Genomic DNA, 26351 nt, shown 5'->3' with positions numbered 1-26351 from the left:
TAACGTAACCGCCACCGAAAAGTTGAACAGTCGAAGCAGTCAGTCGCCGAGCGAGAACTCACGGACAAGGAAGTCGATTCTCCAGTGTCAAAAGAACAGCAGGTCAAGACCGACGTGGTTCTCGTCGGCGCCGGAATCATGAGCGCCACCCTCGGGGCTTTGCTGAAGCAGCTCGAACCCGAGTGGTCGCTGGACGTGTACGAGCGACTCGACGCGGCTGCTGCCGAGAGCAGTGACGCGTGGAACAACGCCGGCACCGGCCACTCCGCTCTGTGTGAGCTGAACTACACCCCGCAGAACAAAGACGGTTCCGTCGACATCGCCAAGGCGCTGAACGTCAACGAACAGTTCCAGGTGTCGCGTCAGTTCTGGGCGCACAGCATCGAATCCGGCGTGCTGAGCGACCCGAAGAACTTCATCAACCCGATTCCTCACGTCAGCTTCGTCCACGGCGAGTCGAACGTGAAGTACCTCCGTGCCCGGTACGACGCACTGGCGTCGAACCCGCTGTTCGAAGGCATGGAGTACATCGACAGTCCGGACGAGTTCACCCGGCGGCTGCCACTGATGGGCGCGGGCCGCGATTTCTCCGACCCTGTCGCTCTGAACTGGAGCGACGAGGGCACCGACGTCGACTTCGGCGCGCTGACCCGTCAGTTGCTCAACTACATCTCCGGGTCCGGGGGCACCGTCCACTTCGGCACCGACGTCACCAACATCACCAAGCAGTCCGACGGCACGTGGAACGTGAAGATCGCGAACCTGCGGACCGGTGAGAAGAAGACCGTCAACGCCAAGTTCGTCTTCGTCGGAGCAGGCGGCGGTGCTCTGCATCTGCTGCAGAAGTCCGGGATCAGCGAGATCAAGGGCTTCGGTGGGTTCCCCGTCAGCGGCGAATGGCTGCGCTGCACCAACCCGGACCTCATCGCCCAGCACTCGGCGAAGGTGTACGGCAAAGCGTCCGTCGGTGCGCCGCCGATGTCGGTGCCGCACCTCGACACACGCGTCATCGGGGGTAAGCCCGGACTACTCTTCGGCCCCTACGCAGGGTGGTCGCCGAAATTCCTGAAGCAGGGCAAGTTCACGGACCTCCCCAGCTCGGTCAAGCCGGGCAACCTGATGTCCATGCTCGGCGTCGGTGTGACCGAGCTCGGTTTGGTGAAGTACCTCGTCGGCGAGCTCGCGCAGTCGGCAGCCGATCGCGTCGAGACCCTGCGTGAGTTCGCGCCCCAGGTCGTCGGTAAGGACTGGGAGCTCGTCACGGCCGGTCAGCGTGTGCAGGTGATTCGCAAGAAGGGCCGCGGCGGAGTGCTCGAGTTCGGAACGGCTGTCATCAACGCGGCCGACGGCTCCATCGCGGGTCTGCTCGGCGCGTCGCCGGGTGCGTCCACCGCGGTGCCGGCGATGCTCGACGTGCTGCAGCGCTGCTTCGGTGACCGCTACGACGGTTGGCAGCCGAAGCTGAAGGAGATGGTGCCCTCGCTCGGCAAGAAGCTCGCCGAGGACCGGGCGTTGTTCCGCGAGGTCTTCGATTGGACGTCGGCTCGCCTCGAACTCGGGCAGACCACCCAGGTCGCACAGCCCAGCGGCGTGTGATAGCAAGAGCTGATGACTACGCAAGCTGCTGCCCTGAAGCGTTCCTGGGCTCTGGACCTGTCCAACAAGACGTTGTACGACCTGTTGAAGTTGCGTGTCGAGGTGTTCGTCGTCGAGCAGGCGTGCGCTTACCCTGAGCTCGACGGTCGAGACCTCCTCTCCGAGACCCGGCACTTCTGGCTGGAACGAGACGGCGAAGTCGTCTGTACGTTGCGCCTGCTGGAAGAGCACGACGACGGAGAAAAGGCGTTCCGCATCGGCCGGCTCTGCACACAGCGGTCTGCGCGCGGGCAGGGTCACACCACTCGCATCCTGCGCGCAGCGCTCGCCGAGGTGGGTTCGGCACCGTGCCGCATCAATGCACAGAGCTACCTCGTCGACATGTACGCCAAGCACGGATTCCTGCCCGACGGGGAGGAAGTGCTCGAGGACGGAATTCCGCACACCCCCATGCGTCGTGGGGGCGGAACTCCTTGGAGCGAGGCGTAATCGGACCGGTCGTTCGACGACCAGGAAGTTGATGCGGGGAAGTCCTGTGTGAATCAGGCACGGTCCCGCCACTGTGTAGGTGCTTCGGTCCCCAGGGGCCGAAGCACCGAAGTCAGATCACCGCACAACTTCGCAGTACGCCCGCCGGATCGGCGGGCTCGTCACCTCTCCGGCGCGGAGTCCGCCGGGACGAAGGAGTTCTCTCGTGCAGCAGCCCGGCTATCCGTTCAGTGCGATCGTCGGTCAGGAGCAGCTGCGGTTGTCCCTGATCCTCTGCGCAGTCCACCCCGGTATCGGTGGTGTGTTGGTGCGCGGCGAGAAGGGGACCGCCAAATCCACCGTCGTCCGGGCATTGGCAGCGCTGCTGCCTGCCGTCGACGACGAGGGCGTCACCAGGCCTGCACGGCTCGTCGAGCTGCCCGTCGGCGCAACCGAGGATCGAGTGGTGGGCTCGCTCGATCTCGAGAAAGTGCTACGTGACGGTGAACGCGCGTTTCAGCCGGGTCTGCTGGCGGCGGCGCACCGTGGAGTGCTCTACGTCGACGAGGTCAATCTGCTGCACGACCACCTCGTCGACGTCCTGCTCGACGCGGCCGCGATGGGCCGCGTGCACATCGAGCGTGACGGTGTATCTCATTCGCACCCAGCGCAGTTCGTGCTCGTCGGGACCATGAACCCGGAAGAGGGAGAGCTTCGGCCTCAGCTGCTGGACCGATTCGGACTGGCGGTCGAGGTCACCGCGTCCCGCGATGTCGACACCCGGATGAACGTGGTGAGGCGCCGCCTGAACTACGAACGGAATCCCGAGGAGTTCGCGGCCGAGTACGCCGACTCCGACGCGGAGATTGCACGGAAGATCGTGCACGCACGCGAGGCGCTGGCCGATGTGGTGCTCGACGACACCGAGCTGCGCCGAATCGCCGCTCTCTGTGCCGCATTCGACGTCGACGGCATGCGAGCCGACCTGGTCGTGGCTCGCACGGCCACGGCGCACGCCGCCTGGCGCGGCGCCGACGCCGTCGACGAATCCGATGTCCGGGTCGCCGCGGAACTCGCACTGCCGCATCGGCGTCGGCGAGATCCCTTCGACGAACCGGGTATCGACGAGTCGGCCCTCGACGACGCGATGCGGGATGCCGCCGAGCAGGCGGAGTCCTCCGCCGAGTCGGATCCAGGACCCGACGACGACGGAGGTGGAGACGGTGGCGGAGACGACGGGGGCGGAGACGACGGTGGCGGAGACGACGGTGGCGGCGAACCGCAGCCCGATCCCGGGCCACAGACCGGCACGTCGTCGACGGACAAGCCCGACGCCCCCGAGAAACAGGCGAGTGAGCGAGACGCCGCAACACCCGGCGAGAAGTTTCGTGCGCGATCGATCGAGGTTCCCGGCGTCGGGGAGGGAGCCCCGGGTCGCAGGTCCAGGGCGCGCTCCCCGCAGGGACGCGTCGTGCGGTCGACGACGGAGCCGGGCAAGGGACTGCACCTGGTGGGGACATTGTTCGCTGCCGCGGAGTCTCAGGTCGCGCGAGGTCGACAGTCCGGCCGATTCGTGTTGCAGCCGTCCGACCTTCGGGGTGCGGTGCGTGAGGGCCGCGAAGGCAACCTCATCGTCTTCGTCGTCGATGCATCCGGTTCCATGGCGGCACGGGATCGTCTCTCCGCGGTGACCGGTGCAGTTCTGTCGTTGCTGCGTGACGCGTACCAGCGACGAGACAAGGTCGCGGTCATCACTGTTCGCGGTCGGGACGCCGAGTTGGTGCTGCCTCCGACGTCGAGCGTCGACGTCGCCGCCACACGACTGCGAAGAATGAAGACCGGCGGCAGGTCACCGCTTGCTCAGGGATTCGTCACGGCGCGCGACGTCGTTCTGCGTGAGAAGGTTCGCGACCCGCTGCGCCGTGCCCTCGTGGTGGCGATGACCGATGGGCGCGCGACGGGCGGACCGGATCCGGTGGGTCGCGCGCGCACAGCGGCATCCCGCATCGCGGGTGATCACATCGGTTCCGTCGTCGTCGATTGCGAGTCGGGGATGGTTCGGCTCGGATTGGCCGCCGAGTTCGCCCGCCACCTGCAGGGCGGGTACGTCCGTCTGGCCGATCTGTCGGCCGAGCGCGTCGCCGCCGTCGTACGCGCGGCCGCGTAGGAAGGCGAGAAGCATGCCTCAGGGAGTTCCGCTTCCGGGATCGGTACCGCAGGACGGATTGACCACCCGGCAGCGTCGCAATCAACCGGTACTGGCCGTGCACACCGGGCCGGGCAAGGGGAAGTCGACCGCTGCGTTCGGGATGGCGTTACGCGCGTGGAATCAGGGTTTCGACGTGGGTGTGTTCCAGTTCGTCAAGAGCGCCAAATGGAAGGTCGGTGAGGAAGCGACCTTCACGATGCTCGGCGAACTCCACGAATCTTCGGGTGTCGGCGGCGCTGTCGAATGGCACAAGATGGGCGAAGGTTGGTCCTGGACCCGAAAGAAGGGGTCCGAGGTGGACCACGCTGCAGCCGCTGCCGACGGGTGGGCGGAGATCGCGCGGCGACTCTCGGAGCAGACGCACCGGTTCTACGTCCTGGACGAATTCACGTATCCGTTGAAGTGGGGATGGGTCGACGTCGACGAGGTCGTCGACGTGCTTCGGAGTCGGCCGGGTAATCAGCATGTCGTCATCACCGGCCGCGATGCACCTGCGGCGCTGATCGACGCGGCCGATCTGGTCACCGAAATGGCCGAGATCAAACATCCGATGGACGCGGGCCGCAAGGGCCAACGCGGAATCGAATGGTGACCACCTCCGTTCCCGCCGTCGTCATCGCAGCCCCGGCATCCGGGAGCGGAAAGACTACGGTGGCAACGGGTTTGATGGGTGCGCTGCGTGGCGCCGGGCGTCGTGTCGCCCCGTTCAAGGTCGGCCCCGATTACATCGACCCCGGCTATCATGCACTTGCGACCGGGCTCCCGGGCCGCAATCTCGACGCGGTCATGGTCGGCGCCGAGCGGATAGGTCCGCTGTATCGACACGGAAGCGCGGGCTGCGACATCGCCGTCGTCGAAGGCGTCATGGGCCTGTTCGATGGCAAGATCGACATGTCCGGTGGTGGCGCCGCCACAGCCGAGGGCTCCACTGCCGCCGTCGCAGCCATGCTCGGTGCGCCGGTCGTACTGGTCGTCGACGCACGAGGCCACAGTCAGAGTCTGGCCGCTGTGCTGCACGGGTTCTCGACGTTCGACACGTCCGTTCGCATCGGCGGCGTGATCCTGAACCGAGTGGGAAGTCCTCGCCACGAGGAGGTGCTCCGTCAAGCGTGCGAACGTGTCGGCGTGCCGGTTCTCGGGTCGCTGCCCCGGATGGCGGAACTGGCCGTGCCGTCCCGGCATCTCGGACTGATCACCGCGCTGGAGCACGGAGGCCGGGCACGGGCGGCCGTGGATGCGATGTCCGACCTCGTCGCCGCACACGTGGACATCGCCGCGATCGTCGCACTGGCCCGCTCGGCGGTGCAGGATCGACCGTGGGACCCCGCGGGCGAGGTGGGCAGGCATTACGAGACCCGTCCCGTGGTGGCGATGGCGGGAGGGCCCGCCTTCACCTTCGGGTACGCCGAACACATCGAACTTCTCCGAGCGTCGGGAGCCGATGTCGCGGTGTTCGACCCACTGACGGACGGGCTGCCCGACGGCACATCCGGAGTCGTCGTCCCCGGAGGCTTTCCGGAGGAGCACGCCGAACAGCTGGCGTCGAACACCGCGTTGCTCGCCGACGTCCGCGCCGCAGCAGACCGCGGCATTCCGATCCACGCGGAATGCGCCGGGCTCCTGTACCTGGCGCGCGAACTCGACGGGCACTCGATGGCCGGAGTGCTCGACATCGAAGCACGCTTCGGCACGTCGCTCACTCTCGGTTATCGCGATGCGGTGGCGCTGGAGACGTCCGTTTTGTTCGACGCCGGGCAACGAGTGAGCGGGCACGAGTTCCATCGGACCAGGCTCGTGGATCAGGCGCCCTCGACCGACCTGCACTCCGCGTGGGGGTGGCGGAACCCCAGCGTGGCAGCGGAGCGGGCGTTCGTGCAGGAAGGATTCGTGCGCGGCGGTGTACACGCGTCGTACCTGCACACGCACCCGGCGGGCAGCCCGGAGTCGGTCCGTCGTTTCGTCGGTGCCTGCGCGACGTTCGCCTCCGCGCGTTCCCACGAGACCAGAGCGGGCGCGTGACGCCGGCGGCCACGCACGTGGTCGTGGGTATCGGAGCGACGTCGACGGCGTCGGTGGCGGATTGCCTCGCCGTCCTGCGTGACGTCGTACCGACGACGTTCACGATCGTGGCGTTGTCCACGCTGGAGTCGAAGGACGCTCAGATGCTTCCCGTCGCCGAGTCCCTCGGTGTGACGCTGCACCTGTGGTCCGCGGAGGAACTTGCGGCGGTGACGGTCACCGAACCGTCCGCTCGGACGCGGGCCGCCACCGGAACGCCCAGTGTCGCGGAGGCGGCGGCGCTGCGCGCAACCGAAGGACGCCTCGTACTCGCGAAGACGAGTGCCCGCGGTGTGACGGTCGCTGCAGCGCTGCTGTGACCGGCCACAGTGGCGCGTCGAGCGGACTCAGGGCATCGTGGTGACGATGACGTCTTCACCGCTCGTACTCGGTCCTCTCGTCCGCTATGTCGGTGCGCACGATGCAACGTTCTGGTTCGAGTTCGACCGGCCGGGGACCGTCCGAGTGACCACCGACACCGGTGTGCACGGTGAGGCTTCGACGTGGGGCGTTCACGGTCACCATTACGCGCTCGTCGCGCTCACCGATCTGCCTGCCGACACCGCCATCACCTACGACTCGACGTTCGACGGCCGCGTCGTCTGGCCCGAACCGGGTGCAACCGCGGCGATTCATACCATCGACCGGCACGGTCCGGTGACCTTCGCGTTCGGATCCTGCAGGCGCGGAGACAATTACAGCGACGAATCCCTACAGCGAATCGGCGCGGATGCGCTCGCGGGCCTCGGCACCCGCATGGCCGGGCAGGGACCGGAGGAGTGGCCGCAGGCGCTGCTCCTGCTCGGCGACCAGGTCTACGCCGACGACCCGTCGCCGGAGATCATCGAGAGGTTGCGCGCTCGACGAGCCGCGGGCGACGGTCCGGCGAGTGCCCGCGACACCGACGCGGCCGACGAGATCTGCGACTTCGAGGAGTACTCGTGGCTCTACCACGAGTCGTGGGGAGTCGAGCCGGTCAGGACGCTGCTCGCGAGCGTGCCGTCGTGCATGATTCTCGACGATCACGACCTGCGTGACGATTGGAACTCGTCGGCGTCGTGGCGCGCCGACATCGAGACCAGGCCCTGGTGGAAGGACCGTGTCGTGGGTGCGTTCTCGTCGTACTGGGTGTATCAGCACCTCGGTAATCTCTCGCCCGACGAGCTCGGTCGGGACGAGCTGTACGCACAGGTGAAGGTCGCTGCGACCGACGAGGATCGTGAACGCCTGCTCTCCGAGTTCTCGCTGCGAGTCGACGAGGTGCCCGAGACCGGCCGGTGGAGTTTCTACCGGGATTTCGGTGACACTCGGTTGATCATGATCGACTCCCGGTGCTCGCGTGACCTCGATCCGAGCCGGCGCGCGATGGTCGACGACGTCGAGTGGGCGTGGGTCAGAGAACGAGCGCTCGAGAAGTCTCCGCGGCACCTGCTCTTCGGCTCGTCACTGCCGTATCTGATGCTGCCCGCACTGCATCATCTCGAACAGTGGAACGAGGCTGTGGCACAGGGGAGCTGGGGCAAGCTCGCGGCGCGAGTAGGGGAGAAGCTCCGAATCGACCTGGATCTCGAGCACTGGGCCGCGTTCGGAAAGTCGTTCCTGGACATGGCGACGCTGGTGCGCGAGATCTCCAGAAGCGACGACGCACCCGCCAGCATCATGTGGCTTTCCGGCGACGTGCACTGCTCGTACGTCGCGCGAGCCGAGTTCGGGGTGGGCGGCGACGTTCCGGCGACGTACCAGTTGACGATGTCGCCGTTCCGCAACCCGCTGAACCTACCGATTCGTGCCGTGAACCGGCTGGCGATCAAACGTCCGGCCGCGCGGGTACTGGCTTCGCTCGCACGGGGAGCCAAGGTGCCGCCGCCCGACGTGAGTTGGGAAGCCGAGGCCGGGCCGTGGTTCGACAACGGCGTCATGCTTCTCACGACCGAGGGGGAGACGGCGCGGGTGAGCGTCGAGCATGCGCACGTCGATCCCGTCGGCCGACAGACCCTGACCACCACTCGAAAAATGACGTTGACTCCCTGACATAGATTTGTCGGCGTGGCTCACCTCGAACTGACCGACATCGACTACTTCCTGCCCGACGGCAGGCAGCTTCTCAGCGGCGTCGGATTCCGTGTCGGTGACGGCGCCAAGATGGCGTTGATCGGACCGAACGGCACAGGCAAGACCACGTTGACTCGCATCGTCTCCGGCGATATCGAGCCCGAGGACGGCGCCGTGACCCGATCGGGTGCGCTCGGAGTCATGCGTCAGTTCGTCGGGAGTGGAGCCGGCGGAACGACCCGTGGGGTCGGGAGTGGAGCCGGCGGAACGACCCGTGGGGTCGGGAGTGGAGCCGGCGGAGCGACCCGTGGGGTCGGGAGTGGAGCCGGCGGAACGACGGTTCTGGATCTGTTGCTGTCGGTGTCCTCGCTCGCGGTGCGCCGAGCCGCCGAGGTTCTGGACGAGGCCGAGAACGCGATGATGGAGGCGGACGACGAGAAGACGCAGATGAACTACGCTGCTGCGCTGTCCGATTGGGGCGATGTCGGAGGATACGATCTGGAACCGTTCTGGGACAAGGTGACGATGGCAGCGCTCGGTGCACCGTTCGACGTCGCGAAGTGGCGTGATGTGTCGACTCTGAGCGGTGGCGAGCAGAAGCGTGTCGTGCTCGAGGCGTTGTTCGCCGGTTCCGACGAGTTGCTTCTGCTCGACGAACCGGACAACTACCTGGACGTTCCCGGTAAGAGGTGGTTGGAGAAGACGATTCGTGAGTCGGACAAGTCCGTGCTCTTCATCAGCCACGACCGCGAGCTCATCGCGAATGCCGCCACCCGCATCGTCACTCTCGAACCGGGATTCAACGGGGCCACCTCCTGGGTCCACGGCGGAGGCTTCGCCACTTACTACGACGCGCGCGAGGACCGGAACGCCCGGCTCGACGAAGTTCGCCGCCGCTGGGACGAGGAACGAGTGAAACTGCGGGCGCTCGTTCTCCGTTTGCGGGAGAAAGCGAAGTTCAACGACGGCATCGCCGCTCGCTATCAGGCAGCGCAGACGAGGCTCACGCGGTTCGAGGACGCGGGCCCTCCCGAGGCGGTTCCCCTGAAGCAGAAGGTGACGGTACGGCTGCACGGTGGGCGCACCGCGAAACGCGCGCTGGTGTGTACCGGACTGGAGCTGACCGGGTTGATGAAGCCGTTCGACACGGAGATCTGGTTCGGTGATCGGGTGGCCGTGCTCGGTTCCAACGGATCCGGCAAATCGCACTTTCTTCGGCTGCTGGCGACGGGCGGTACCGACCCCGAGCGGGAGCACCTCCCGGTCCAGGAACTCGAGATCGCGCCCGTACCGCACAGCGGCACCGTCGTGTTGGGTGCGCGGGTGCGGCCAGGATTGTTCGCGCAGACTCACAGCAGGCCGGATCTCCACGGCAAGACGTTGCTGGACATCCTGCATCTCGGCAACGAGCACCGTGACGGAATGGGTCGCGAAGCCGCGAGCCGTGCACTCGATCGTTACGGCCTGTCACTCGCCGCAGAGCAGTTGTACGACAACCTGTCCGGTGGGCAACAGGCACGGATTCAGATCCTGCTGCTGGAACTGTCCGGCGCCACCCTGCTGCTCCTCGACGAACCGACGGACAACCTCGACCTGGTGTCCGCGGACTCGCTGCAGGACGCCATCACAGCATTCGAGGGAACGGTCGTCGCCGTCACCCACGACCGATGGTTCGCGCGCAGCTTCGACCGGTTCCTCGTCTTCGGATCCGACGGGCAGGTCCGCGAATCGAGTGAGCCCGTCTGGGACGAAACACGGGTCGAGCGCCCGCGAGGCCTGCGGGAGCGAGCACCCAGGGCAACGCGGTAGCGTTTCGTACCGTGAATGTCTCCACATCGAGTGAGTCCGACGCGACCGATTCTCCCTATCTGGTCGGCCTGAATCTGTCCGGACGGCGTGTTGTCGTCGTCGGCGGTGGCACTGTCGCGCAGCGTCGGCTGCCGTTGTTGATCTCCTCGGGTGCGGTGGTTCATGTCATCACTCGTGAGGCGACACCCGCGGTGGAGGGCTGGGCGACGGCTGGTCAGGTGACGCTGGACCTGCGGGACTATCGCGACGGAGACATCGCGGACGCGTGGTACGCGATCGCGTGCACCGACGAGGCCGAGACCAACGCGGCCATCGTCGCCGAGGCCGAACGGGCCAGAATCTTCTGCGTTCGCGCGGACGTCGCGCGCGACGGCACCGCGGTCACCCCGGCGTCGGCGGATTACGACGGACTCACGCTCGGTGTGCTGGCCGGGGGAGAGCACCGTAGGTCGGCTGCGGTGAGGACCGCGGTGCTCGAAGCTCTGCAGTCCGGTGTCGTCACCGACGCCGCACACGCCCCGCACACCGGCGTCGCACTCGTCGGCGGTGGCCCGGGTGATCCCGACCTCATCACCGTTCGCGGGCGTCGTCTGTTGACCTATGCCGACGTCGTGGTCACCGACAGACTCGCGCCGCCGGAGTTGCTGGCCGAGCTCGGCCCACACGTCGAGGTCATCGACGCATCGAAGATTCCGTACGGACGCGCGATGGCCCAGGAGGCGATCAACCAGGCGCTGATCGACGGAGCGAAGGCAGGGAAGTTCGTCGTCCGGCTCAAGGGCGGGGACCCGTACGTCTTCGGCCGTGGTTACGAGGAACTCGAAGCTCTCACCGACGCGGGAATCCCGGTCACCGTCGTGCCGGGAATCACCAGTGCGATCTCCGTGCCGTCCGCTGCGGGCGTGCCGGTGACGCATCGAGGTGTGACTCACGAATTCGTCGTCGTCAGCGGACACGTCGCGCCGGACCACCCCGACTCTCTCGTCGACTGGGACGCACTGGCGCGACTCAAGGGCACGATCGTGCTCCTGATGGCCGTCGAGCGGATCGACAAATTCGCGGCGGTGCTGATGAACGGCGGACGAGCCGCGTCGACGCCGGTCCTCGTGGTCCAGGAGGGGACGATGCGTACCCAACGTGAGGTACGGGCGGACCTCTCCACAGTGGCCCAGAAGGTCAAGGACGAGGGCATACGTCCACCTGCGATCGTCGTAATCGGAACCGTTGCTGGTTTTTCTGTGAACTCTCGGTAACGTGAACCCCCGTGCCTGATCACACGCAGCCCGCAGCGCCCACGACGCAGATCGTCTACCCGGTCACCACCAGGGCATTCGGTCTGGCGATCATCGTTCTGAGCGGACTGCAGCTCATGGTGGTTCTCGACGGGACGGTGGCCAATCTGGCTTTGGCGCCGCTGCAGGCGGATCTGGGATTGAGCGACGCGGGTCGCAACTGGGTGTTGACGTCGTACGCACTGGCGTTCGGCGGCCTCATGCTTCTGGGCGGGCGCCTCGGCGATGCGTTCGGTCGCAAGAAGATGTTCCTCGGTGGCGTCGTGCTGTTCACCATCGCGTCGCTGTTGTGCGGGCTCGCCGTCAACGAAGCGACGTTGGTGGCCGCGCGCGCACTGCAGGGCGTGGGTGCGGCAGTGGCGTCGCCGACGGCCTTTGCGCTCGTGGCGACGACCTTCGCACCGGGTCCGGTGCGAAATCAGGCCATCGCCATCTACGCCGCGATGACCGGTGTCGGTTCCATCGCCGGACTCATCATCGGCGGTGCGCTCACTCAGGTGTCCTGGCGCTGGATCTTTCTGATCAACGTGCCGATCGGCATCCTGATCGTGATCCTCGCGGTGGTGTCACTGAAGGAAACCGCAGGCGTCCGCTTGGCCCTCGATTTCCCCGGAGCGATACTCGGCACCCTCGGCTGTACCGGTGTGGTCCTCGCGCTCAGTGAAGGCACCGAACTGGGGTGGCTCAGTCCACTGGTGGTCGGTTCGCTCGTCGCGGGTCTGATCCTGCTGGGTCTGTTCCTCGTCGTCGAGCGCCGAGCGGACAACCCGCTGCTCCCGTTTTCTCTGTTCGCGAGCAAAGACCGAGTCGCCACCTTCGTGGCGATCTTCTTCGCCGGCGGCGTCATGTTCTGCCTGGCCGCGTTCGTCGCCCTGTTCGTTCAGGACATCCTGGGCTACAGCCCGTTGGCGGCGGGCCTCGCGTTCGTTCCGTTCGCCTTCGGACTGGGCGCTGCCGCGTTCATCACCTCTCAACTCGTCGTACGTATTCAACCGCGATGGTTGGTCATGACCGGTGCGTTGATCATGATCGGGTGGCTTCTGTTCTCGGTGGCCACCATGGACGCCGATTCGTCGTACTTCCCCGGCATCTTCTTCCCGGTCATCGGCATCGGATTCGGCGTCGGCATGGCGTCGATCCCTCTTCCACTGTGCGCGATCGCCGGGGTGCAGGCCACCGAAATCGGCCCCTTGACCGCCATCGCCCTCGTCGCGCAGACACTCGGCGGCCCGGTGGCACTCGCGATCGTCGGCGCGCTGGTCACGTCCCGCACGCTGTCACTGGGGGGCACCACGGGCCCGGCGACCTTGATGAACGACGTTCAGCTCGGTGCCCTCAGCTCGGGCTACATGTTCGCGCTCTTCTGCTGCTCCATCCTCGCCGTCGTGGCAGGTCTCGCGGCATTCTTCATTCGCTTCACCCCCCAACAGGTCGCCCAGGCCCAGGCCGCGCAGGAAGACGCCCAATCGACCTAGACACCCAATCGACCTAGACACCCCAGCGGCCTAGACGCCCAGCACGAGCTTCGCGATCGCGAAGTAGACGATCAATCCCGTTGCGTCGCAGAACGTCGAGATGAACGGCGTCGAGAACACGGCAGGGTCGACGCCGATCTTCTTGGCCAACAGTGGCATCGCGCCCCCGACAGTAGCTGCCAGAGTGCAGATCGCGAGGAGGGTGGATCCGATGACCAGGCCGAGATGCCAGTCGTAGACAAGGCCTGCGATCACGAATCCGAGCGTTCCGAGCATCGCGCCCATCGTTGCGCCCACGCGAATTTCGCGGAACAGTACCGCGCCGATATCGCGTGGGCGTACGTCGCCGACGGCAAGTGCACGAGTCACCGTGGTGGCGGCTTGGGATCCGGTGTTGCCACCGGTTCCGGTGAGCAGCGGAATGAACAGTGCGAGCGTCACCACCGCAGCCAGCGCATGCTCGAAGATTTCGAGTACTTGCACGGTGAGAATGGCGGACAGCGCGAGGACAAGCAGCCACACCACACGCGATCGCACGATGCTCAGCACCGGAGTGGCCAGGTACGGCCGGCGCAGAGGCTCGGTGCCGCCGGCACGAGCCGCATCTTCGTCCTCGGCATCTTCGAGAATGCGTGATGCCTGGTCGATGGTGAGGATGCCGATCAAGCGATTCTCCGAATCGACGACCACGACGGCTGGGCTTCGATGGTCGAGGCACGAACGGGCGGCTTCCTCGGCGGAGACGTCGGCCGTGACGACGGGCCGGCTCGTCGAGAGGTTCTCGACGACCGTCGCGGGGTCGGCGGTGGCAACGTCGGCGAGCGTCGCGACGCCGACGAGCCGTCGGCTGTCGTCGGTGATCGGAAGCAGATAGACGGACTCGGCACCGGCTCCGATCGCCCGCACCTGAGCCAGGGCCTCGTCCGCCGTCGTGGTGGGGCGGACACGGACGTACTCGGGGCTCATCCGTCGTCCGACGGACCCTTTCGCGTAGCCGAGCATCGGCGCGGTGAGCTCACGCTCCGTCCGTGAAAGTCCTTGCATCAACCGGTGCGCCACATTGGAGGGAAGTTCGTCGACGAGTTCGACGCGATCGTCGGGATCCAGTTCGGCGAAGAGGGTGACGACGTCGTCGTCTCGCAGCGCGGTGACGAGTTCGCTGCGGACCGATGCGTCGAACTGCTCGAACACATCGAGTGCGCGATCCTTCGGCAGCAATCGGTACAGCACCGCGCGTTCGGCCGAGTCCGTACGTTCGAGAATCCGCGCTGCGTCGGCAGGCGGCAGGTCCGCGACGAGTTGGGACATGCCGGCGAGATCTTTCGCGCGAAGCAGTTCCGTCGAGCGGGTGATGACGTCGTCGAGAGTGTGGTGCACTCGTCCATTGTGCCGAGTGCACCGAGCGGAACCGCGTGGGCTGCTTCCCTTCGGGGTCCGTCGAAAGGAGGACGCGATGAATGCATCGATGTCGTTACCGTTGAACCATGGCGGCCCTCGAACGGTATCGATCATTGGATGTGTTGCGCGGCATCGCGATTGCAGGCACGCTCGGCACCAACGTCTGGATCTTCACCAGCGGATCCGGGCTCGTCGGATATCTCGATGCTGTCGGGAAAGGTGACGGTGGGTGGGGTCTGGTCGAACGAATTCTGCAACAATGCGCCCAGGGCAAGTTCCTCGGTCTTCTGACCGTCATGTTCGGTATAGGGCTTGCGATCCAGCAGCGGTCGGCGTCGACGCGAGGGGAACCGTGGCCAGGTCGATACCCCATCCGGGCGGCACTGCTCTTCGTCGACGGGGTACTGCACTTCCTTCTGTTCACCGAATTCGACGTGCTGATGGGGTATGCCGTCACCGGTTTCGTCGTCGCGTACGTTCTCGTCGGTGGGGAACGTGCTCAGCGGCGGTGGATGATCTGCGCCGCCGGCGTACACGTCGTGATGATCTCGGCGATCGCAGCACTGCTGGCCTCCGCGTCGGAGGGTACGCAGCCGTCTCCGCTGCAGCCCAACCCGTACGCGGACGGCTCGTTCTGGGATCTGGTGCTCTTCCGTATCGACAACGCTGTGGTGTTCCGCTCCGAGACGGTGTTGATCCTTCCGATGTCGATTGCACTGTTCTTGTTGGGGGCAAGCCTGTTTCGCGCGGGAGTGTTGTCCGCATCGGGGAGAACTCTTCGACGGAGGATGATGGTTCTCGGGACGGCCGCGCTGCCTATCGACTTCGCGTTAGGACTGGTGGGCGGAGACCCTGGAATCATCGTATCTCGATACCTGACAGCACCGTTGGTATCCCTTGGGATTCTGGCGTTCGTGGCCGCTTTGTACGTTCGAGGTGATCGCGACGGCTTCGTGACCGCGCGGCTCACCGAGATCGGACGAATGGCATTGTCGAGCTACGTTCTCCAGAACGTGGTGGCCTCGGTGCTGTGCTACGGGTGGGGATTCGGGATCGCGGCGAAACTCGATGCGCCCGCGCAGAAGGTCCTCGGTACGGTCGCGGTTTACCTGGTGACGGTGTCGATCCTGAGCCTGTTCGCACACCTGTGGCTGCGGCGCCACCGACGTGGGCCGATCGAATGGTTGTGGAACTACTCGGCGGGAATCGGCGTGGCTACGACAGGTGGGCCTCGTCGGCGGCAGCCTGGCCGGAGTGCCATCCTTCGGCGTCGAGTCGTGGCCCCCGCATCGCCCTGACGTCGGGGAACAACCGATCGAATTCCTCTTCGACGGCCGCAGTCTGTGCGGCGAGCATCGGGAGCAGGCTTCCCGACTGTTCTGTCGCCTCCTCGAGGGCGAGTGCGCCGACGTCGGCGAGACGCTCGCCGATCCTGACGGCATAGGCGAACAGAAACGCCTTGCCGAACGCTGCGGATGCAGCCCCTTTGCGTCGCTTGGCTTTCGGCGAGTGCGACAGTGCCCGCGTCGCCTGGACGAGCAACGAGGTGAACAGCAGTTCGGTCTGCTCGACGTCGACGGGGGAGCCGACGAGAGTAGCGACGGCGAACTCGGGATCCCAGATGGACTTGACCCGATTGACGTCGCCGACGGCGTGCAGCAGCTGTGCTTTCGCAGGTGCATGAGGGTTGTCGACGTGGAGTCGACGGCTGATCACGTCGACGTTGCCTTCGGTCAACAGCAGCGAGTCGATCGAGTACCGCGTCATCAGTTCCTGCGCCTTGGCGGTCAGGGTCTCGGCTTCTTCTTCGAAGTCGGTGGCGTCCGCCTTCGCGAGCAGTCCGCGGATCCTGCCGAGCACCTTGCCGTTCGGTGATTCACCGGTCGTCACGCCGCGGTCCATGCGAGGAGCACGCTTGCGTGGCCACTGTGAGGGCAGCGGCCCGATCTGCGGCCATCTCGGCAATTGTTGCCACTGCCCCAGAAGCGCGAGCACCGCGATCCATTGATCACTGGCAGCGATGTAGTCCGATTTTCCGCTCGCCGACAACTGTGCCGCCAGGAAGCTCGGAGACGCTTCGACTCGGGCCGCAGCTTTGGGATACGCGGCACAGATCTCCGAGAGCTGATCGACCCAGCTCTGCGGCGCACGGTCGTCGGCGTCGGTCAGATCCGATTGGTGCAGAATTGCCGCTGCCGCAAGCGAAGACACAGCGACGGTTTGTTGGCGTCGCACGATGTGCAGCAGGTCGAACGGTTGCCATCCTGCTTCGTACATCGTCTGGATCATGTTGGTGAGCGCCAGCGACCCGAGTGCCTGCGGGTCGAACTCGTCGAGCGCGATCAACCGGTCGGCGATGTCGTCGACGAGTCGCAGGTCCTTGCTGCGGCCGTACGAAGCGTCGGCGCCCTGCCGCAGCAGCGAAGGAACCGGGTTCATTCGGTGAGCACGATCAACTCGGTCGGCGAGGCGACCTCTACGCGAAGCCCGGACTTCGCTGCGACCCGTGCCACTCCCTTGACGTCCTTCGGTTCGGCGGTCGTCAGCGTCAGTGCGCGCGCCAGCAGGCCTTTGTGGTGCTTGTTGAAGTGGCTGACGACGGACCGGGTGCCGTCGAGCTTCTCGGTGAGAACGGTCGCCGTGACCGCCCCTGGGACCGGACCCAGCTGCTGATACGTCCCGGATCGAAGGTCGACCACCAGATCGTCGGCCTCGGCCAGAAGTGCCTCGGTCAGGTCCGGCTTCCACAGTGAGCGCAGCGTGCCGAATCCGGGAATCTTCGACCCGCCGGACAAGCGGTACGACGGGATGGGATCGGTCGCGCGCACCGCTCCGAACAGGGCGGAGCCGATCCACAGGCGTGCCGCGGCCCGGGCGCGGCCTGCACGCGTGAACGAACCGGCGTCGAGTGCGTCGTACAGCACGCCGGTGTAGCGGCTGAGAGCAGGAGCGGTCGGCGACGTCCACAGCGCCGCGTTGCGCTGGATCTCGTCGGCCTGGGTCGGACCGAGTCCGAGGGCTGCGCTCGATGCCTCGACGTCCGCAGCCAACTCGACCAGGGCATCCGCGAGTTTCTGCCGCAACGGGGTGAGGTCCGGCAACGACAGCTCGTCGAGGTCGAGAGGTGATCCCACTCCGCCGTCGGACTTGGTTTCGGAAGGTGGGAGCAGGATGAGCACGGGGAGCAACGTTACCGTTTCGCTGGGCACCGACTACGCTCGTACCCCGTGATCACCCGTCTTTCGCAGTTGTTCCTTCGTACCCTCCGCGACGACCCCGCCGACGCCGAGGTCGACAGCCACAAGCTTCTGGTTCGTGCCGGCTACGTCCGTCGTATCGCGCCGGGTGTCTACTCGTGGCTGCCGCTGGGTCTGAAGGTGCTCCGGAAGATCGAGAACGTCGTCCGTGAAGAGATGAATGCGATCGGCGCACAAGAGATCTCGTTGCCTGCCCTTCTGCCTCGTGAACCGTACGAGTCCACCAATCGATGGACCGAGTACGGCGACGCGCTGTTTCGGCTGAAGGACCGCAAGGGCAACGACATGCTGCTCGGTCCGACGCACGAGGAACTGTTCGCGCTCACGGTCAAGGGTGAGTACAACTCCTACAAGGACCTGCCGGTCACCCTGTACCAGATTCAGAACAAGTACCGCGACGAGGAGCGTCCCCGCGCAGGCGTTCTGCGTGGTCGTGAGTTCATCATGAAGGACTCGTACTCCTTCGACCTCGACGAGGACGGGTTGAAGGCGTCCTATCACGCCCACCGCGAGGCCTACCAGCGCATCTTCGCGCGGCTCGGTATCAAGTACGTCATCGTCGCGGCCACGTCCGGCGCGATGGGCGGCAGTGCCTCCGAGGAGTTCCTCGCCGAGAGCGAGGTCGGTGAGGACACCTACGTTCGTTGCATCGAGTCCGGCTATGCAGCCAACGTCGAAGCCGTCACCACCGCCCGCCCGGACTCGCTGCCCATCGAGGGTCAGCCCGAGGCGGTCGACTACGAGACCGGCGAAACCCCGACCATCGCGACACTGGTCGACTGGGCCAACAGTGCAGATCTCGGCCGGACCGTCACCGCCGCGGACACGCTGAAGAACATTCTGCTCAAGGTGCGCCAGCCCGACGGTGAGTGGGAACTGCTCGCCGTCGGCGTCCCCGGGGACCGCGAGGTGGACGAGAAGCGTCTCGAGGCGTCGCTCGAGCCCGCCGAGTACCAGTTGCTCACCGACGCGGACTTCGAGGCCAACCCCTTCCTGGTCAAGGGGTACATCGGGCCTCGTGGCCTGCAGGCCAACGGTGTTCGGTATCTCGTCGACCCCAGGATCGTCGACGGAACATCGTGGATCACCGGCGCGGACGTCAAGGGCAAGCACGTGGCGAACCTCGTGGCCGGCCGCGACTTCACTCCGGACGGGACCATCGAGGCGGCCGAGGTGCGCGACGGTGACATGTCGCCGGACGGACGCGGACCGCTCGTCAGCGCGCGCGGAATCGAGATCGGCCACATCTTCCAGCTCGGCTACAAGTACACCGACGCGTTCACAGTGGACGTTCTCGGTGAGAACGGCAAGCCGGTGCGGCTCGTACAGGGTTCCTACGGTGTCGGTATCACGCGTGCCGTAGCCGTGGTGGCCGAGCAGATGCACGACGACAAGGGCCTGCGTTGGCCTGCGGAGATCGCGCCGTACGACGTTCACTTGGTCATCGCGAACAAGGACGAGGCTGCGCGCGACGGTGCCGAGGCGATCGCGTCGGAGTTGAACCTGCAGGGACTCGACGTCCTGTTCGACGACAGGAAAGCGTCGCCTGGCGTCAAGTTCAAGGACTCCGAGCTGCTCGGCATGCCTCTGGTGGTCGTCGTCGGCCGAGGATGGGCCGACGGCAAGGTCGAGATGCGCGACCGCTTCACCGGCGAGAGCGTCGAGTTGGACAAGGCGACGGCCGCTGCCGAGATCGTGAAGGCTGTTCGCCGTAGAGACTGATTCGCCACCCTGGTCGGTTACTCGCTGGTAGCTTCTAGCTAACCGACCAGGGAGAGATAACAATGGCGTCGCAGGTTTCTTTGTTCGATCCCACGAAGCTGGACACGTCGACACTCGACGACGAGTCAGCGCGGCAACTTCGGTCTTTGATCGACTGGTTCGAGAATCGAGGTAAGGCGAGGTTGCTCTCCGACGACCTCGACGCGGTCTGGACGGCGGACTTCCTCGCGTTCGTCGCGAAGGAGAAGCTGTTCGCCACGTTCTGCACGCCTGCTGCGTATGCGGACGGTGATCCGAACAAGCGATGGGATGCGTCGCGCAACGCGGTGCTCAGCGAGATCCTCGGCTTCTACGGCCTGTCCTACTGGTATGCGTGGCAGGTCACCGTCCTCGGGCTGGGTCCTGTCTGGATGAGCGACAACGACGCAGCCAAGCGTCGGGCCGCTGCGTTGCTGGACGAGGGCGGCGTCGCCGCGTTCGGTCTGTCCGAGCGGGCACACGGTGCCGACGTCTATTCGACCGACATGCTTCTGGCTCCGGGCGGGGGAGACGGCGTCGAGTTCACGGCGTCGGGCGAGAAGTACTACATAGGCAACGGCAATGTGGCAGGGACGGTGTCCGTGTTCGGTCGTCGCACCGATGTCGAGGGTCCCGAAGCGTACGTCTTCTTCGTTGCGGACAGTGGCCATGACGGATACGTGTTGCGAGACAACGTGGTTCACGGTCAGATGTTCGTCAGCACGTTCGCGCTCGAGAACTACCCGGTCCGTGCCGAGGACATTCTGCACACCGGCGCCGACGCGTTCTCCGCGGCGCTGAACACCGTCAACGTGGGCAAGTTCAACCTGTGCACGGGGTCGATCGGCATCTGCGAGCACGCCTTTCACGAGGCAATCACCCACGCGCACAATCGCATCCTCTACGGCAACCGGGTCACCGAATTTCCGCACGTGAAAGCAAGTTTCGTCGATGCGTACGCGCGGCTGATCGCCATGAAACTGTTCAGCGCTCGTGCCCTCGATTACTTCCGATCCGCGTCGGCGGAGGACCGTCGGTATCTCCTGTTCAATCCGATGACCAAGGCCAAGGTCACGTCGGAGGGCGAAACCGTGGTTCGTACACTGCACGACGTCATCGCGGCGAAGGGGTACGAGAAGAACACGTACTTCAGGGAGGCGGCGCAACTGATCGGTACGTTGCCCAAACTCGAAGGCACGGTCCACGTCAACGTGGCGTTGATGCTCAAGTTCATGCCGGCGTACATGTTCGCGCCCACGGAGTTTCCGGCGGTCGAGGTTCGCGACGACGCGTCGGACGACGCCTTCTTCTTCGCTCAGGGACCGGCGCGCGGCGCGAGCAAGGTCCGGTTCCAGGACTGGGTGCCCGTGTACGAGAAATACTCGGCCGTGCCCAACGTCGGGCGCTTCTACGAGCAGGTGTTGGCGTTCAGGCAGTTTCTGACCGAGTCGGCGCCCAACGAGGAGCAGCAGCGTGATCTCGATTTCCTACTGAACGTCGGGCATCTGTTCTCGCTCGTGGTCTACGGTCACTTGATTCTCGAGAGCGCGGACGCGGTGTCGACCGAAGTTCTCGATCAGATCTTCGACTTTCAGGTACGCGATTTCTCTGCGTATGCCGTTGCGTTGTACAGCAAGCCGTCCTCGACGGAGGCGCAACAGGCATGGGCTGTCGGCGCGCTGCGCAAACCCGTCGTGAACGCCGCGAGATTCGACGCGGTGTGGGGTGAGGTTCTGGCGTACGACGGGGTCTACGAGATGCGGCCCTAGCCCGAGGTCTTGACGAACTGGGCCAGCTTCGGCCCGAACGCGCAATCGGCGAGTTCGGCGAGGGGAGACTCCTCGGTCGAGTGTTCGACTGCCTGGATGGCCAGCAGGCAGTTGAGCAACATGCCGTGCGCGATGAAGTCGCGGGCCTCGTCGGGCGTGCACCCGGTGCGTCCGCGTATCTGGGTGTAGATCGCGGACATGCCGTCACGCGCTTGGGTCCCGATCTCCGGTGTGGTGCTCGCGGTGAAACCGTGCATCATGACCAGCAGAAGGTCTCGGTCGGTGACGAGGGCCGCGTACGCCCGACCCAGTGCGGGCCAGACGTCGGACTCCGACGGTGACTCGTCGAGAACGCGATCGAACGCGCGCATGATCCCGTCGATCGCGCGCTGGAACACGAGGCGAAACAATTCGCTCTTGGTGCCGAACATCCGGACGACGTAGGGCTGAGACACGCCCGCTTCCTTGGCGACGGCGTCGGTGCTGGTTCCGGCGTAGCCGCCCCGGGCAAATGCTCGAGTGGCAGCGTCGAGCACCAATTCACGGCGATCGGCTGCGTCCATGCGGGTGGTCTTCGGCGCTGGCATGTTGACAGGTTATCAGTTGATAACTAGCGTTCCGATTCAAGTAATCATTCGATGCTTACATAACTCGGAGGCTTTCTCATGTCCACGAAGACAGCTCCGCCACGGATCGATACCGAACGGCGAATTCCGATCTGGGTCGGGATTCTCGCCGCGTCGCTACCGATGTTCATGGCGACCCTCGACAACCTGGTGATGACCAGTGCGCTCCCGGTGATCCAGGCAGACCTGTCGGCCTCGGTCGGAGAACTGCAGTGGTTCATGAACGCGTACACGCTCAGCTTCGCGACGCTGATGCTCGCGGCCGCGACGCTCGGCGACCGGTGGGGCCGCCGCAACGTCTTCCTCGGGGGCATCGCCGTGTTCACGATCGCCTCGATCGGTTCCGCACTTGCGACGACACCGGCGATGCTCATCGCCGCCCGAGCGATTCAGGGCGTGGGAGCCGCCGCGATCATGCCGCTGTCGCTGACGCTCCTCGCCGGAGTCGTACCCGCCGCGAAACGTGCACTGGCCATCGGGATCTGGGGCGGAGTGTCCGGTCTCGGTGTCGCGCTCGGTCCGGTCGTCGGCGGCGCGGTCGTGGACGGCATCTCGTGGGAGGCCATCTTCTGGATCAATGTCCCCGTGGCACTCGTCGCGGTGCCACTCGCCCTCGTGGCGCTGAAGGAGTCCTACGGACATCGTCAGCCGCTGGACCTCGTCGGAATCCTGCTCGCGGGCGCGGGTGTCTTCCTGCTGGTGTGGGCGGTGGTGCACGGAAACGAGGACGGCTGGGCCTCGACGACGGTGCTTCTCTCGTTCGTCGGATCGGCGGTGTCCATGGTGGCGTTCGTGTTACGTCAGAGGTCGACGGAACATCCGGTCGTTCCACTTCGGTTGTTCCGCTCTCGCAGTTTCTCCGTCGCCAACATCATCGGTGTGTCGTTCACTCTGGGGATGTTCGGCGCGGTCTTCCTTCTGTCTCAGTATCTGCAGATCGTCATGGGATACACACCGTTCCAAGCAGGACTGCGGACGTTGCCGTGGACGGCTGCCCCGATGATCGTGGCACCCCTCGCAGGTGTGTTGGCACCCCGGCTGGGTCTACGGACGCTGCTCGTCGCAGGTCTGACGTTGCAGTCCGGAGCCTTGGTGTGGATGGCGGCGATACTGGAACCGGGAACGACGTACATCAGCATGGTTCCCGCCCTGGCCATGGCCGGAATCGGAATGGGCCTCACGTTCGCGCCGTCGGCGACGGCGGTGCTCACCGACATGGCCGACGTCGATCACGCCACGGCTAGCAGCACCAACTCGACCATTCGCGAGATCGGTATCGCGCTCGGAATCGCTGTTCTCACAGCGGTCTTCCTGGGCAGCGGGGGATCGTTGACTCCCACCGGATACACCGATGCGCTGGCGCCCGCGCTGTTGGTCGGCGCCGCAGCAGTCGCGGTCGGAATTCTGGCCGCACTGTTCATGCCCTCGGGCATCGGCGCGACGACGCCTACGGCTGACCCGGAAACGCCACCGTCGACGGAACCACTCCCAGGATCGTCCGCCAGTTCGCAAGTCGCAGCGCAGCTTCGGTGAGTGCAGTGATTCCGATCTCGCGCGTGGGGCCGGACCGGCTGCGCTCGATCACCGAGCGCCACGCGACGGACGTGTCCGCCTCGGCCTGAGCCGCCAATTGGGCCGCGGTGACGGGGTCGGTCACCGGAAACGGCGTCGCGTACGCGGTCGCGGGCTGCGGCGGGGTGACGCTCGCCGCAGTCAACGCGTCGATGGTGGCGTCACGTCGCGCCCGATGGGCCGCCGCGTAGGTCGCCACCAGTTCCGCCCGCGCAGGATTGGAAAATGCCCCGACGATCCCGTAGGCGAACACCGCGGCGTACTCGGCCTCCAGCGCATCGACGAGCGCCTGCTGCTCTTCACCGAGTTCGTTCACGCCAACACCACCTTCACCGAGGTCGTGCACGCGGCGCTGATCGATCCCAGCAGGCCGGCGCGGAAGCCGGATTCGTTGCGTGCCGAATCAGCGGCGCTGCGTGCCGAATCGGTGAGGGCCGCCACCAGTTCGTCCCACGTCGGAGTCGGGCCATCGGTCGTGGTGGAGGTCGCAGGCGTGGTCGTCGACCCGCCTGCGACGCGGTCGATCTCCGTCGCCAATGCGTCGGCATGCGCGGTGCGCTCGAGTTCCACGACCGACAGTGCAGCAGCACGATCCGGGATCGAGGCGGCGAGTGCCGCGGCCGATCGCGCGTCCTGCCGAGCCTGCCGCAGGTGGGTGGTGAGTGTGTCCACCGTCTCGGCGGTGTCCTCGCCCGGCGTGCAGGCCGTGACCGAGGTGAGCCCGGCCGCCGCGAGGGCCGCCCCCGCTACCAGTCGAAACGACGCGCGACGTGTGAGTGGGCGAGATAGCGCGGGCGTCAGCACGCGTCCATGCTGCCAGGTCTCACTTTGCCGGTGCGCACCCGCACCTGGTCACGGGCCGCCGCGATGGGCGCTAGGCTGTACGTTCACCGTCTGAGGAACCGATCCGCCCACAACTTCACGAGGAGTGCACACCACGATGCCTGTTCCGTCCAAGGAGAGGGTCGTCGAGCTCCTGTCCGACCTGATCGACGCACACGGTTTCGACCTCGAGGACGTCACCGTCGTCGCAGCCGGCAAGCACAGTGCCGTTCGGATCATGGTCGACCGTGAACAGGGAATCGATCTCGACACTCTGCCGTCGCTCAGCCGTGAGATCTCCGACGTGTTCGACGGGGTGTCGGACTTCGGCGAGGCGCCGTACACACTCGAAGTCACCACTCCCGGAATCGACCGACCTCTGACGCTGGAACGGCATTGGCGTCGGGCACGGGGTCGAGCGGTACGGATCGAGTTGCCGGACGAGAAGTTCGACGCCAGGATCGGCGCACTCGACACGGGCGTCGTGACGGTCGTGACGAAGACGAAGGGTGTTCTGTCGACGCGCCGGGTGGCGCTGACGGACGTCGTGAAAGCAGTTGTGCAGGTGGAATTCTCGCGGCCCAAGCCCGAGGAGATGGAATTGGCGGGCGGTGTCGTGGACGGCCGGCCGGCGCCGGCTGACGCCGAGAACACCGTGAACGTGGAAGAACCGGAAGAAGGGTCCGACAAGTGAATATCGACATTGCCGCGCTGCGCGCCATCGAGGCGGACAAGGGTATCTCGATCGAGACGGTCATCTCGACCATCCAGACCGCTCTGTTGACCGCATACCGCCACACGGAAGGTCATCAGCAGCACGCCTGGATCGACGTCGACCGCAAGAGCGGCTCGGTGAAGGTGATGGCCAAGGAGATCGACGAGGACGGGAACACGATCTCGGAGTGGGACGACACTCCCGAGGGATTCGGCCGCATCGCAGCGACCACTGCTCGCCAGGTCATCCTCCAGCGTCTGCGTGACGCCGAGCACGAGCGCTCCTTCGGAGAATTCTCGACGCACGAAGGCGAGATCGTCGGCGGCGTCATCCAGCGAGACACGCGTGCCAACGCGAAAGGCACCGTGATCGTCCGGATCGGAAGCGACGCCAACGGCGCCGACGGACTGTTGCCTCCCGCCGAGCAGGTTCCGGGCGAGTCGTACGAGCACGGTGAACGCATCAAGTGCTACGTCGTGGGCGTCGCGCGCGGAAACCGTGGACCTCAGATCACTCTGTCGAGAACCCACCCGAATCTCGTGCGCAAGTTGTTCGCCCTCGAGGTGCCCGAGATCGCGGACGGTTCCGTCGAGATCATCGCCGTCGCTCGCGAGTCCGGTCACCGGTCGAAGATCGCGGTGACCTCCACGGTGTCCGGCCTCAACGCCAAGGGCGCGTGCATCGGTCCGATGGGTCAGCGTGTGCGCAACGTGATGAGCGAGCTGGCGGGGGAGAAGATCGACATCATCGACTTCGACGAGGACCCCGCCCGCTTCGTCGGGAATGCTCTGTCGCCGTCGAAGGTTGTATCGGTGACGGTGGTCGACGCGGCCGCTCGTGCCGCACGCGTCATCGTCCCCGATTACCAGCTGTCTCTGGCGATCGGCAAGGAAGGGCAGAACGCTCGATTGGCTGCCCGTCTGACCGGATGGAGAATCGATATCCGCAGCGACGCTGCCGTGGCACCCGAGGCGACCAGCGGGTAAAGACAGAATGCGGGGTTCGGGGCAATACAGCGGTAGAGTAGTCGGTGGTTCGGAATTGAACTCCACGCCCTTCCGTTATGGGAGCACCGGTTCGACGCCTACACGTCTGCCGGTGCGCACCTGTGTCGGATGCAAGGAGCGGGTTCCGGCAGTCGATCTGCTGCGAGTCGTGGTCGGTCGGACGGGTGATTCGGATTCCTCGGAATTCGTGATCGTCCCGGACGTCCACCGCAGGCTTCCAGGTCGGGGCGCGTGGCTGCATCCCGTCTCGGAATGTCTGGTCAATGCGGAACGACGCCGAGCATTCGGCAGAGCACTACGAGTACAAGGAGTGGTCGACGTGACCGCGGTGAAAGCCTTCATCGGAAACGGTGTGGAGGCAGACACCGAGGGACCGGTGGCTCCGAATACAGAGCAGTGAATGCAGAGCTACACCCGTCGAGAAGAACAGGCAACAGCACTGATGAGCACACCGTGAAGCACCAACGATGAACGTCCATCGGAGAT

General features: G+C 65.5%; 23 protein-coding genes and 1 riboswitch. Of the genes, 17 read left to right on the top strand and 6 right to left on the bottom strand.

The window, feature by feature from the left end:
• Positions 1-84: 84 nt before the first annotated feature.
• The 10 genes from mqo to H292_RS0102085 all read left to right on the top strand — a co-directional run bounded on the left by mqo (position 85) and on the right by H292_RS0102085 (position 12959).
• Positions 85-1596: a malate dehydrogenase (quinone) gene (gene mqo / locus H292_RS0102130; protein ID WP_020110277.1), complete on the top strand. Its 1512-nt coding sequence runs from the start codon at positions 85-87 to the stop codon at positions 1594-1596.
• Between the two features lie 12 nt (positions 1597-1608).
• Positions 1609-2085 carry a GNAT family N-acetyltransferase gene (locus H292_RS0102125; protein ID WP_019664215.1) on the top strand — a complete coding sequence of 159 codons (477 nt, stop codon included), beginning with the start codon at positions 1609-1611 and terminating at the stop codon, positions 2083-2085.
• Between the two features lie 11 nt (positions 2086-2096).
• Positions 2097-2246, top strand: a riboswitch (adenosylcobalamin (AdoCbl) riboswitch).
• Between the two features lie 44 nt (positions 2247-2290).
• Positions 2291-4231 (top strand): magnesium chelatase subunit D family protein, encoded by a 1941-nt coding sequence (locus tag H292_RS0102120; RefSeq protein WP_020110276.1) that lies wholly within the window; start codon positions 2291-2293, stop codon positions 4229-4231.
• A 13-nt stretch (positions 4232-4244) separates the two neighbouring features.
• Entirely contained in the window at positions 4245-4865 is a 621-nt protein-coding gene (gene cobO, locus H292_RS0102115) for a cob(I)yrinic acid a,c-diamide adenosyltransferase (RefSeq protein WP_020110275.1), read from the top strand.
• A complete protein-coding gene (locus tag H292_RS0102110; protein ID WP_027498560.1) occupies positions 4859-6292 on the top strand; it encodes a cobyrinate a,c-diamide synthase in 1434 nt (477 codons plus the stop codon). Before cobO ends, H292_RS0102110 begins: the two co-directional genes overlap by 7 nt.
• On the top strand, positions 6289-6651 hold the full coding sequence (locus H292_RS0102105) for a cobalamin biosynthesis protein (protein ID WP_019664211.1): 363 nt from the start codon (positions 6289-6291) through the stop codon (positions 6649-6651). The genes H292_RS0102110 and H292_RS0102105 overlap by 4 nt, the downstream gene beginning before the upstream one ends.
• Positions 6652-6697: 46 nt before the next feature.
• Positions 6698-8362 (top strand): DUF7800 domain-containing protein, encoded by a 1665-nt coding sequence (locus H292_RS0102100; RefSeq protein ID WP_230594234.1) that lies wholly within the window; start codon positions 6698-6700, stop codon positions 8360-8362.
• A gap of 15 nt (positions 8363-8377) precedes the next feature.
• On the top strand, positions 8378-10192 hold the full coding sequence (locus tag H292_RS0102095) for an ABC-F family ATP-binding cassette domain-containing protein (protein ID WP_020110272.1): 1815 nt from the start codon (positions 8378-8380) through the stop codon (positions 10190-10192).
• A gap of 11 nt (positions 10193-10203) precedes the next feature.
• Complete coding sequence (cobA, locus tag H292_RS0102090; protein WP_019664208.1) at positions 10204-11445, top strand: uroporphyrinogen-III C-methyltransferase; 1242 nt, start codon at positions 10204-10206, stop codon at positions 11443-11445.
• Between the two features lie 11 nt (positions 11446-11456).
• Entirely contained in the window at positions 11457-12959 is a 1503-nt protein-coding gene (locus H292_RS0102085) for an MFS transporter (RefSeq protein ID WP_020110271.1), read from the top strand.
• 30 nt (positions 12960-12989) lie between these two features.
• Here H292_RS0102085 and mgtE read toward each other — a convergent pair whose 3' ends face one another.
• Positions 12990-14336, bottom strand: a complete 1347-nt coding sequence (mgtE, locus tag H292_RS0102080; RefSeq protein ID WP_020110270.1) for a magnesium transporter — start codon at positions 14334-14336, stop codon at positions 12990-12992.
• 107 nt (positions 14337-14443) lie between these two features.
• Here mgtE and H292_RS0102075 point away from each other — a divergent pair, with 107 nt between their 5' ends.
• Positions 14444-15655, top strand: a complete 1212-nt coding sequence (locus tag H292_RS0102075; protein ID WP_020110269.1) for a DUF418 domain-containing protein — start codon at positions 14444-14446, stop codon at positions 15653-15655.
• Here the strand turns inward: H292_RS0102075 and H292_RS0102070 are convergent.
• Positions 15573-16796: a DUF2786 domain-containing protein gene (locus H292_RS0102070; RefSeq protein WP_020110268.1), complete on the bottom strand. Its 1224-nt coding sequence runs from the start codon at positions 16794-16796 to the stop codon at positions 15573-15575. The two genes, H292_RS0102075 and H292_RS0102070, sit on opposite strands and share 83 nt — an antisense overlap.
• Positions 16793-17536 (bottom strand): peroxide stress protein YaaA, encoded by a 744-nt coding sequence (yaaA, locus tag H292_RS0102065; RefSeq protein WP_019664203.1) that lies wholly within the window; start codon positions 17534-17536, stop codon positions 16793-16795. The genes H292_RS0102070 and yaaA overlap by 4 nt, the downstream gene beginning before the upstream one ends.
• 48 nt (positions 17537-17584) lie before the next feature.
• Between yaaA and H292_RS0102060 the strand changes: the two genes are divergently transcribed.
• Positions 17585-19336, top strand: a complete 1752-nt coding sequence (locus tag H292_RS0102060) for a proline--tRNA ligase (RefSeq protein WP_019664202.1) — start codon at positions 17585-17587, stop codon at positions 19334-19336.
• 62 nt (positions 19337-19398) lie between these two features.
• Entirely contained in the window at positions 19399-21123 is a 1725-nt protein-coding gene (locus H292_RS0102055) for an acyl-CoA dehydrogenase family protein (protein ID WP_020110267.1), read from the top strand.
• Here the strand turns inward: H292_RS0102055 and H292_RS0102050 are convergent.
• Positions 21120-21710: a TetR/AcrR family transcriptional regulator gene (locus tag H292_RS0102050; protein WP_020110266.1), complete on the bottom strand. Its 591-nt coding sequence runs from the start codon at positions 21708-21710 to the stop codon at positions 21120-21122. The genes H292_RS0102055 and H292_RS0102050 overlap by 4 nt on opposite strands.
• A 78-nt stretch (positions 21711-21788) precedes the next feature.
• Between H292_RS0102050 and H292_RS0102045 the strand changes: the two genes are divergently transcribed.
• Complete coding sequence (locus H292_RS0102045; protein WP_019664199.1) at positions 21789-23282, top strand: DHA2 family efflux MFS transporter permease subunit; 1494 nt, start codon at positions 21789-21791, stop codon at positions 23280-23282.
• On the opposite strand, the gene H292_RS0102040 is transcribed toward H292_RS0102045, so the two are convergent.
• Together H292_RS0102040 and H292_RS0102035 are read right to left on the bottom strand one after the other, a co-directional pair.
• Positions 23197-23637 carry a ferritin-like domain-containing protein gene (locus H292_RS0102040; RefSeq protein WP_019664198.1) on the bottom strand — a complete coding sequence of 147 codons (441 nt, stop codon included), beginning with the start codon at positions 23635-23637 and terminating at the stop codon, positions 23197-23199. The two genes, H292_RS0102045 and H292_RS0102040, sit on opposite strands and share 86 nt — an antisense overlap.
• Positions 23634-24125 carry a hypothetical protein gene (locus tag H292_RS0102035; protein ID WP_019664197.1) on the bottom strand — a complete coding sequence of 164 codons (492 nt, stop codon included), beginning with the start codon at positions 24123-24125 and terminating at the stop codon, positions 23634-23636. The genes H292_RS0102040 and H292_RS0102035 overlap by 4 nt, the downstream gene beginning before the upstream one ends.
• Positions 24126-24261: 136 nt before the next feature.
• On the opposite strand from H292_RS0102035, the gene rimP reads away from it, so the two are divergent.
• The 3 genes from rimP (at position 24262) to H292_RS0102020 (ending at position 26265) form a co-directional block, all read left to right on the top strand.
• Positions 24262-24837, top strand: coding sequence for a ribosome maturation factor RimP (gene rimP / locus H292_RS0102030; protein ID WP_027498559.1), 576 nt, complete (start codon positions 24262-24264; stop codon positions 24835-24837).
• Positions 24834-25844: a transcription termination factor NusA gene (nusA, locus tag H292_RS0102025; protein WP_019664195.1), complete on the top strand. Its 1011-nt coding sequence runs from the start codon at positions 24834-24836 to the stop codon at positions 25842-25844. The genes rimP and nusA overlap by 4 nt, the downstream gene beginning before the upstream one ends.
• 112 nt (positions 25845-25956) lie before the next feature.
• A complete protein-coding gene (locus tag H292_RS0102020) occupies positions 25957-26265 on the top strand; it encodes a YlxR family protein (protein WP_020110262.1) in 309 nt (102 codons plus the stop codon).
• Positions 26266-26351 lie beyond the last annotated feature (86 nt).

Source organism: Rhodococcus sp. 114MFTsu3.1 (assembly GCF_000383555.1).
Taxonomy (GTDB): domain Bacteria; phylum Actinomycetota; class Actinomycetes; order Mycobacteriales; family Mycobacteriaceae; genus Rhodococcoides; species Rhodococcoides fascians_E.
This window is presented reverse-complemented; position numbering and strand designations above follow the sequence as displayed.

Excerpts from the sequence above, each read along its gene's own strand:
- H292_RS0102050 (WP_020110266.1), bottom strand. The coding sequence starts at position 21,710 with ATGCCAGCGCCGAAGACCACCCGCATGGACGCAGCCGATCGCCGTGAA.
- H292_RS0102070 (WP_020110268.1), bottom strand. The coding sequence starts at position 16,796 with ATGAACCCGGTTCCTTCGCTGCTGCGGCAGGGCGCCGACGCTTCGTAC.
- H292_RS0102110 (WP_027498560.1), top strand. The coding sequence starts at position 4,859 with ATGGTGACCACCTCCGTTCCCGCCGTCGTCATCGCAGCCCCGGCATCC.
- cobO (WP_020110275.1), top strand. The coding sequence starts at position 4,245 with ATGCCTCAGGGAGTTCCGCTTCCGGGATCGGTACCGCAGGACGGATTG.
- H292_RS0102045 (WP_019664199.1), top strand. The coding sequence starts at position 21,789 with ATGTCCACGAAGACAGCTCCGCCACGGATCGATACCGAACGGCGAATT.
- H292_RS0102075 (WP_020110269.1), top strand. The coding sequence starts at position 14,444 with ATGGCGGCCCTCGAACGGTATCGATCATTGGATGTGTTGCGCGGCATC.
- rimP (WP_027498559.1), top strand. The coding sequence starts at position 24,262 with ATGCCTGTTCCGTCCAAGGAGAGGGTCGTCGAGCTCCTGTCCGACCTG.
- H292_RS0102100 (WP_230594234.1), top strand. The coding sequence starts at position 6,698 with ATGACGTCTTCACCGCTCGTACTCGGTCCTCTCGTCCGCTATGTCGGT.
- H292_RS0102055 (WP_020110267.1), top strand. The coding sequence starts at position 19,399 with ATGGCGTCGCAGGTTTCTTTGTTCGATCCCACGAAGCTGGACACGTCG.
- H292_RS0102125 (WP_019664215.1), top strand. The coding sequence starts at position 1,609 with ATGACTACGCAAGCTGCTGCCCTGAAGCGTTCCTGGGCTCTGGACCTG.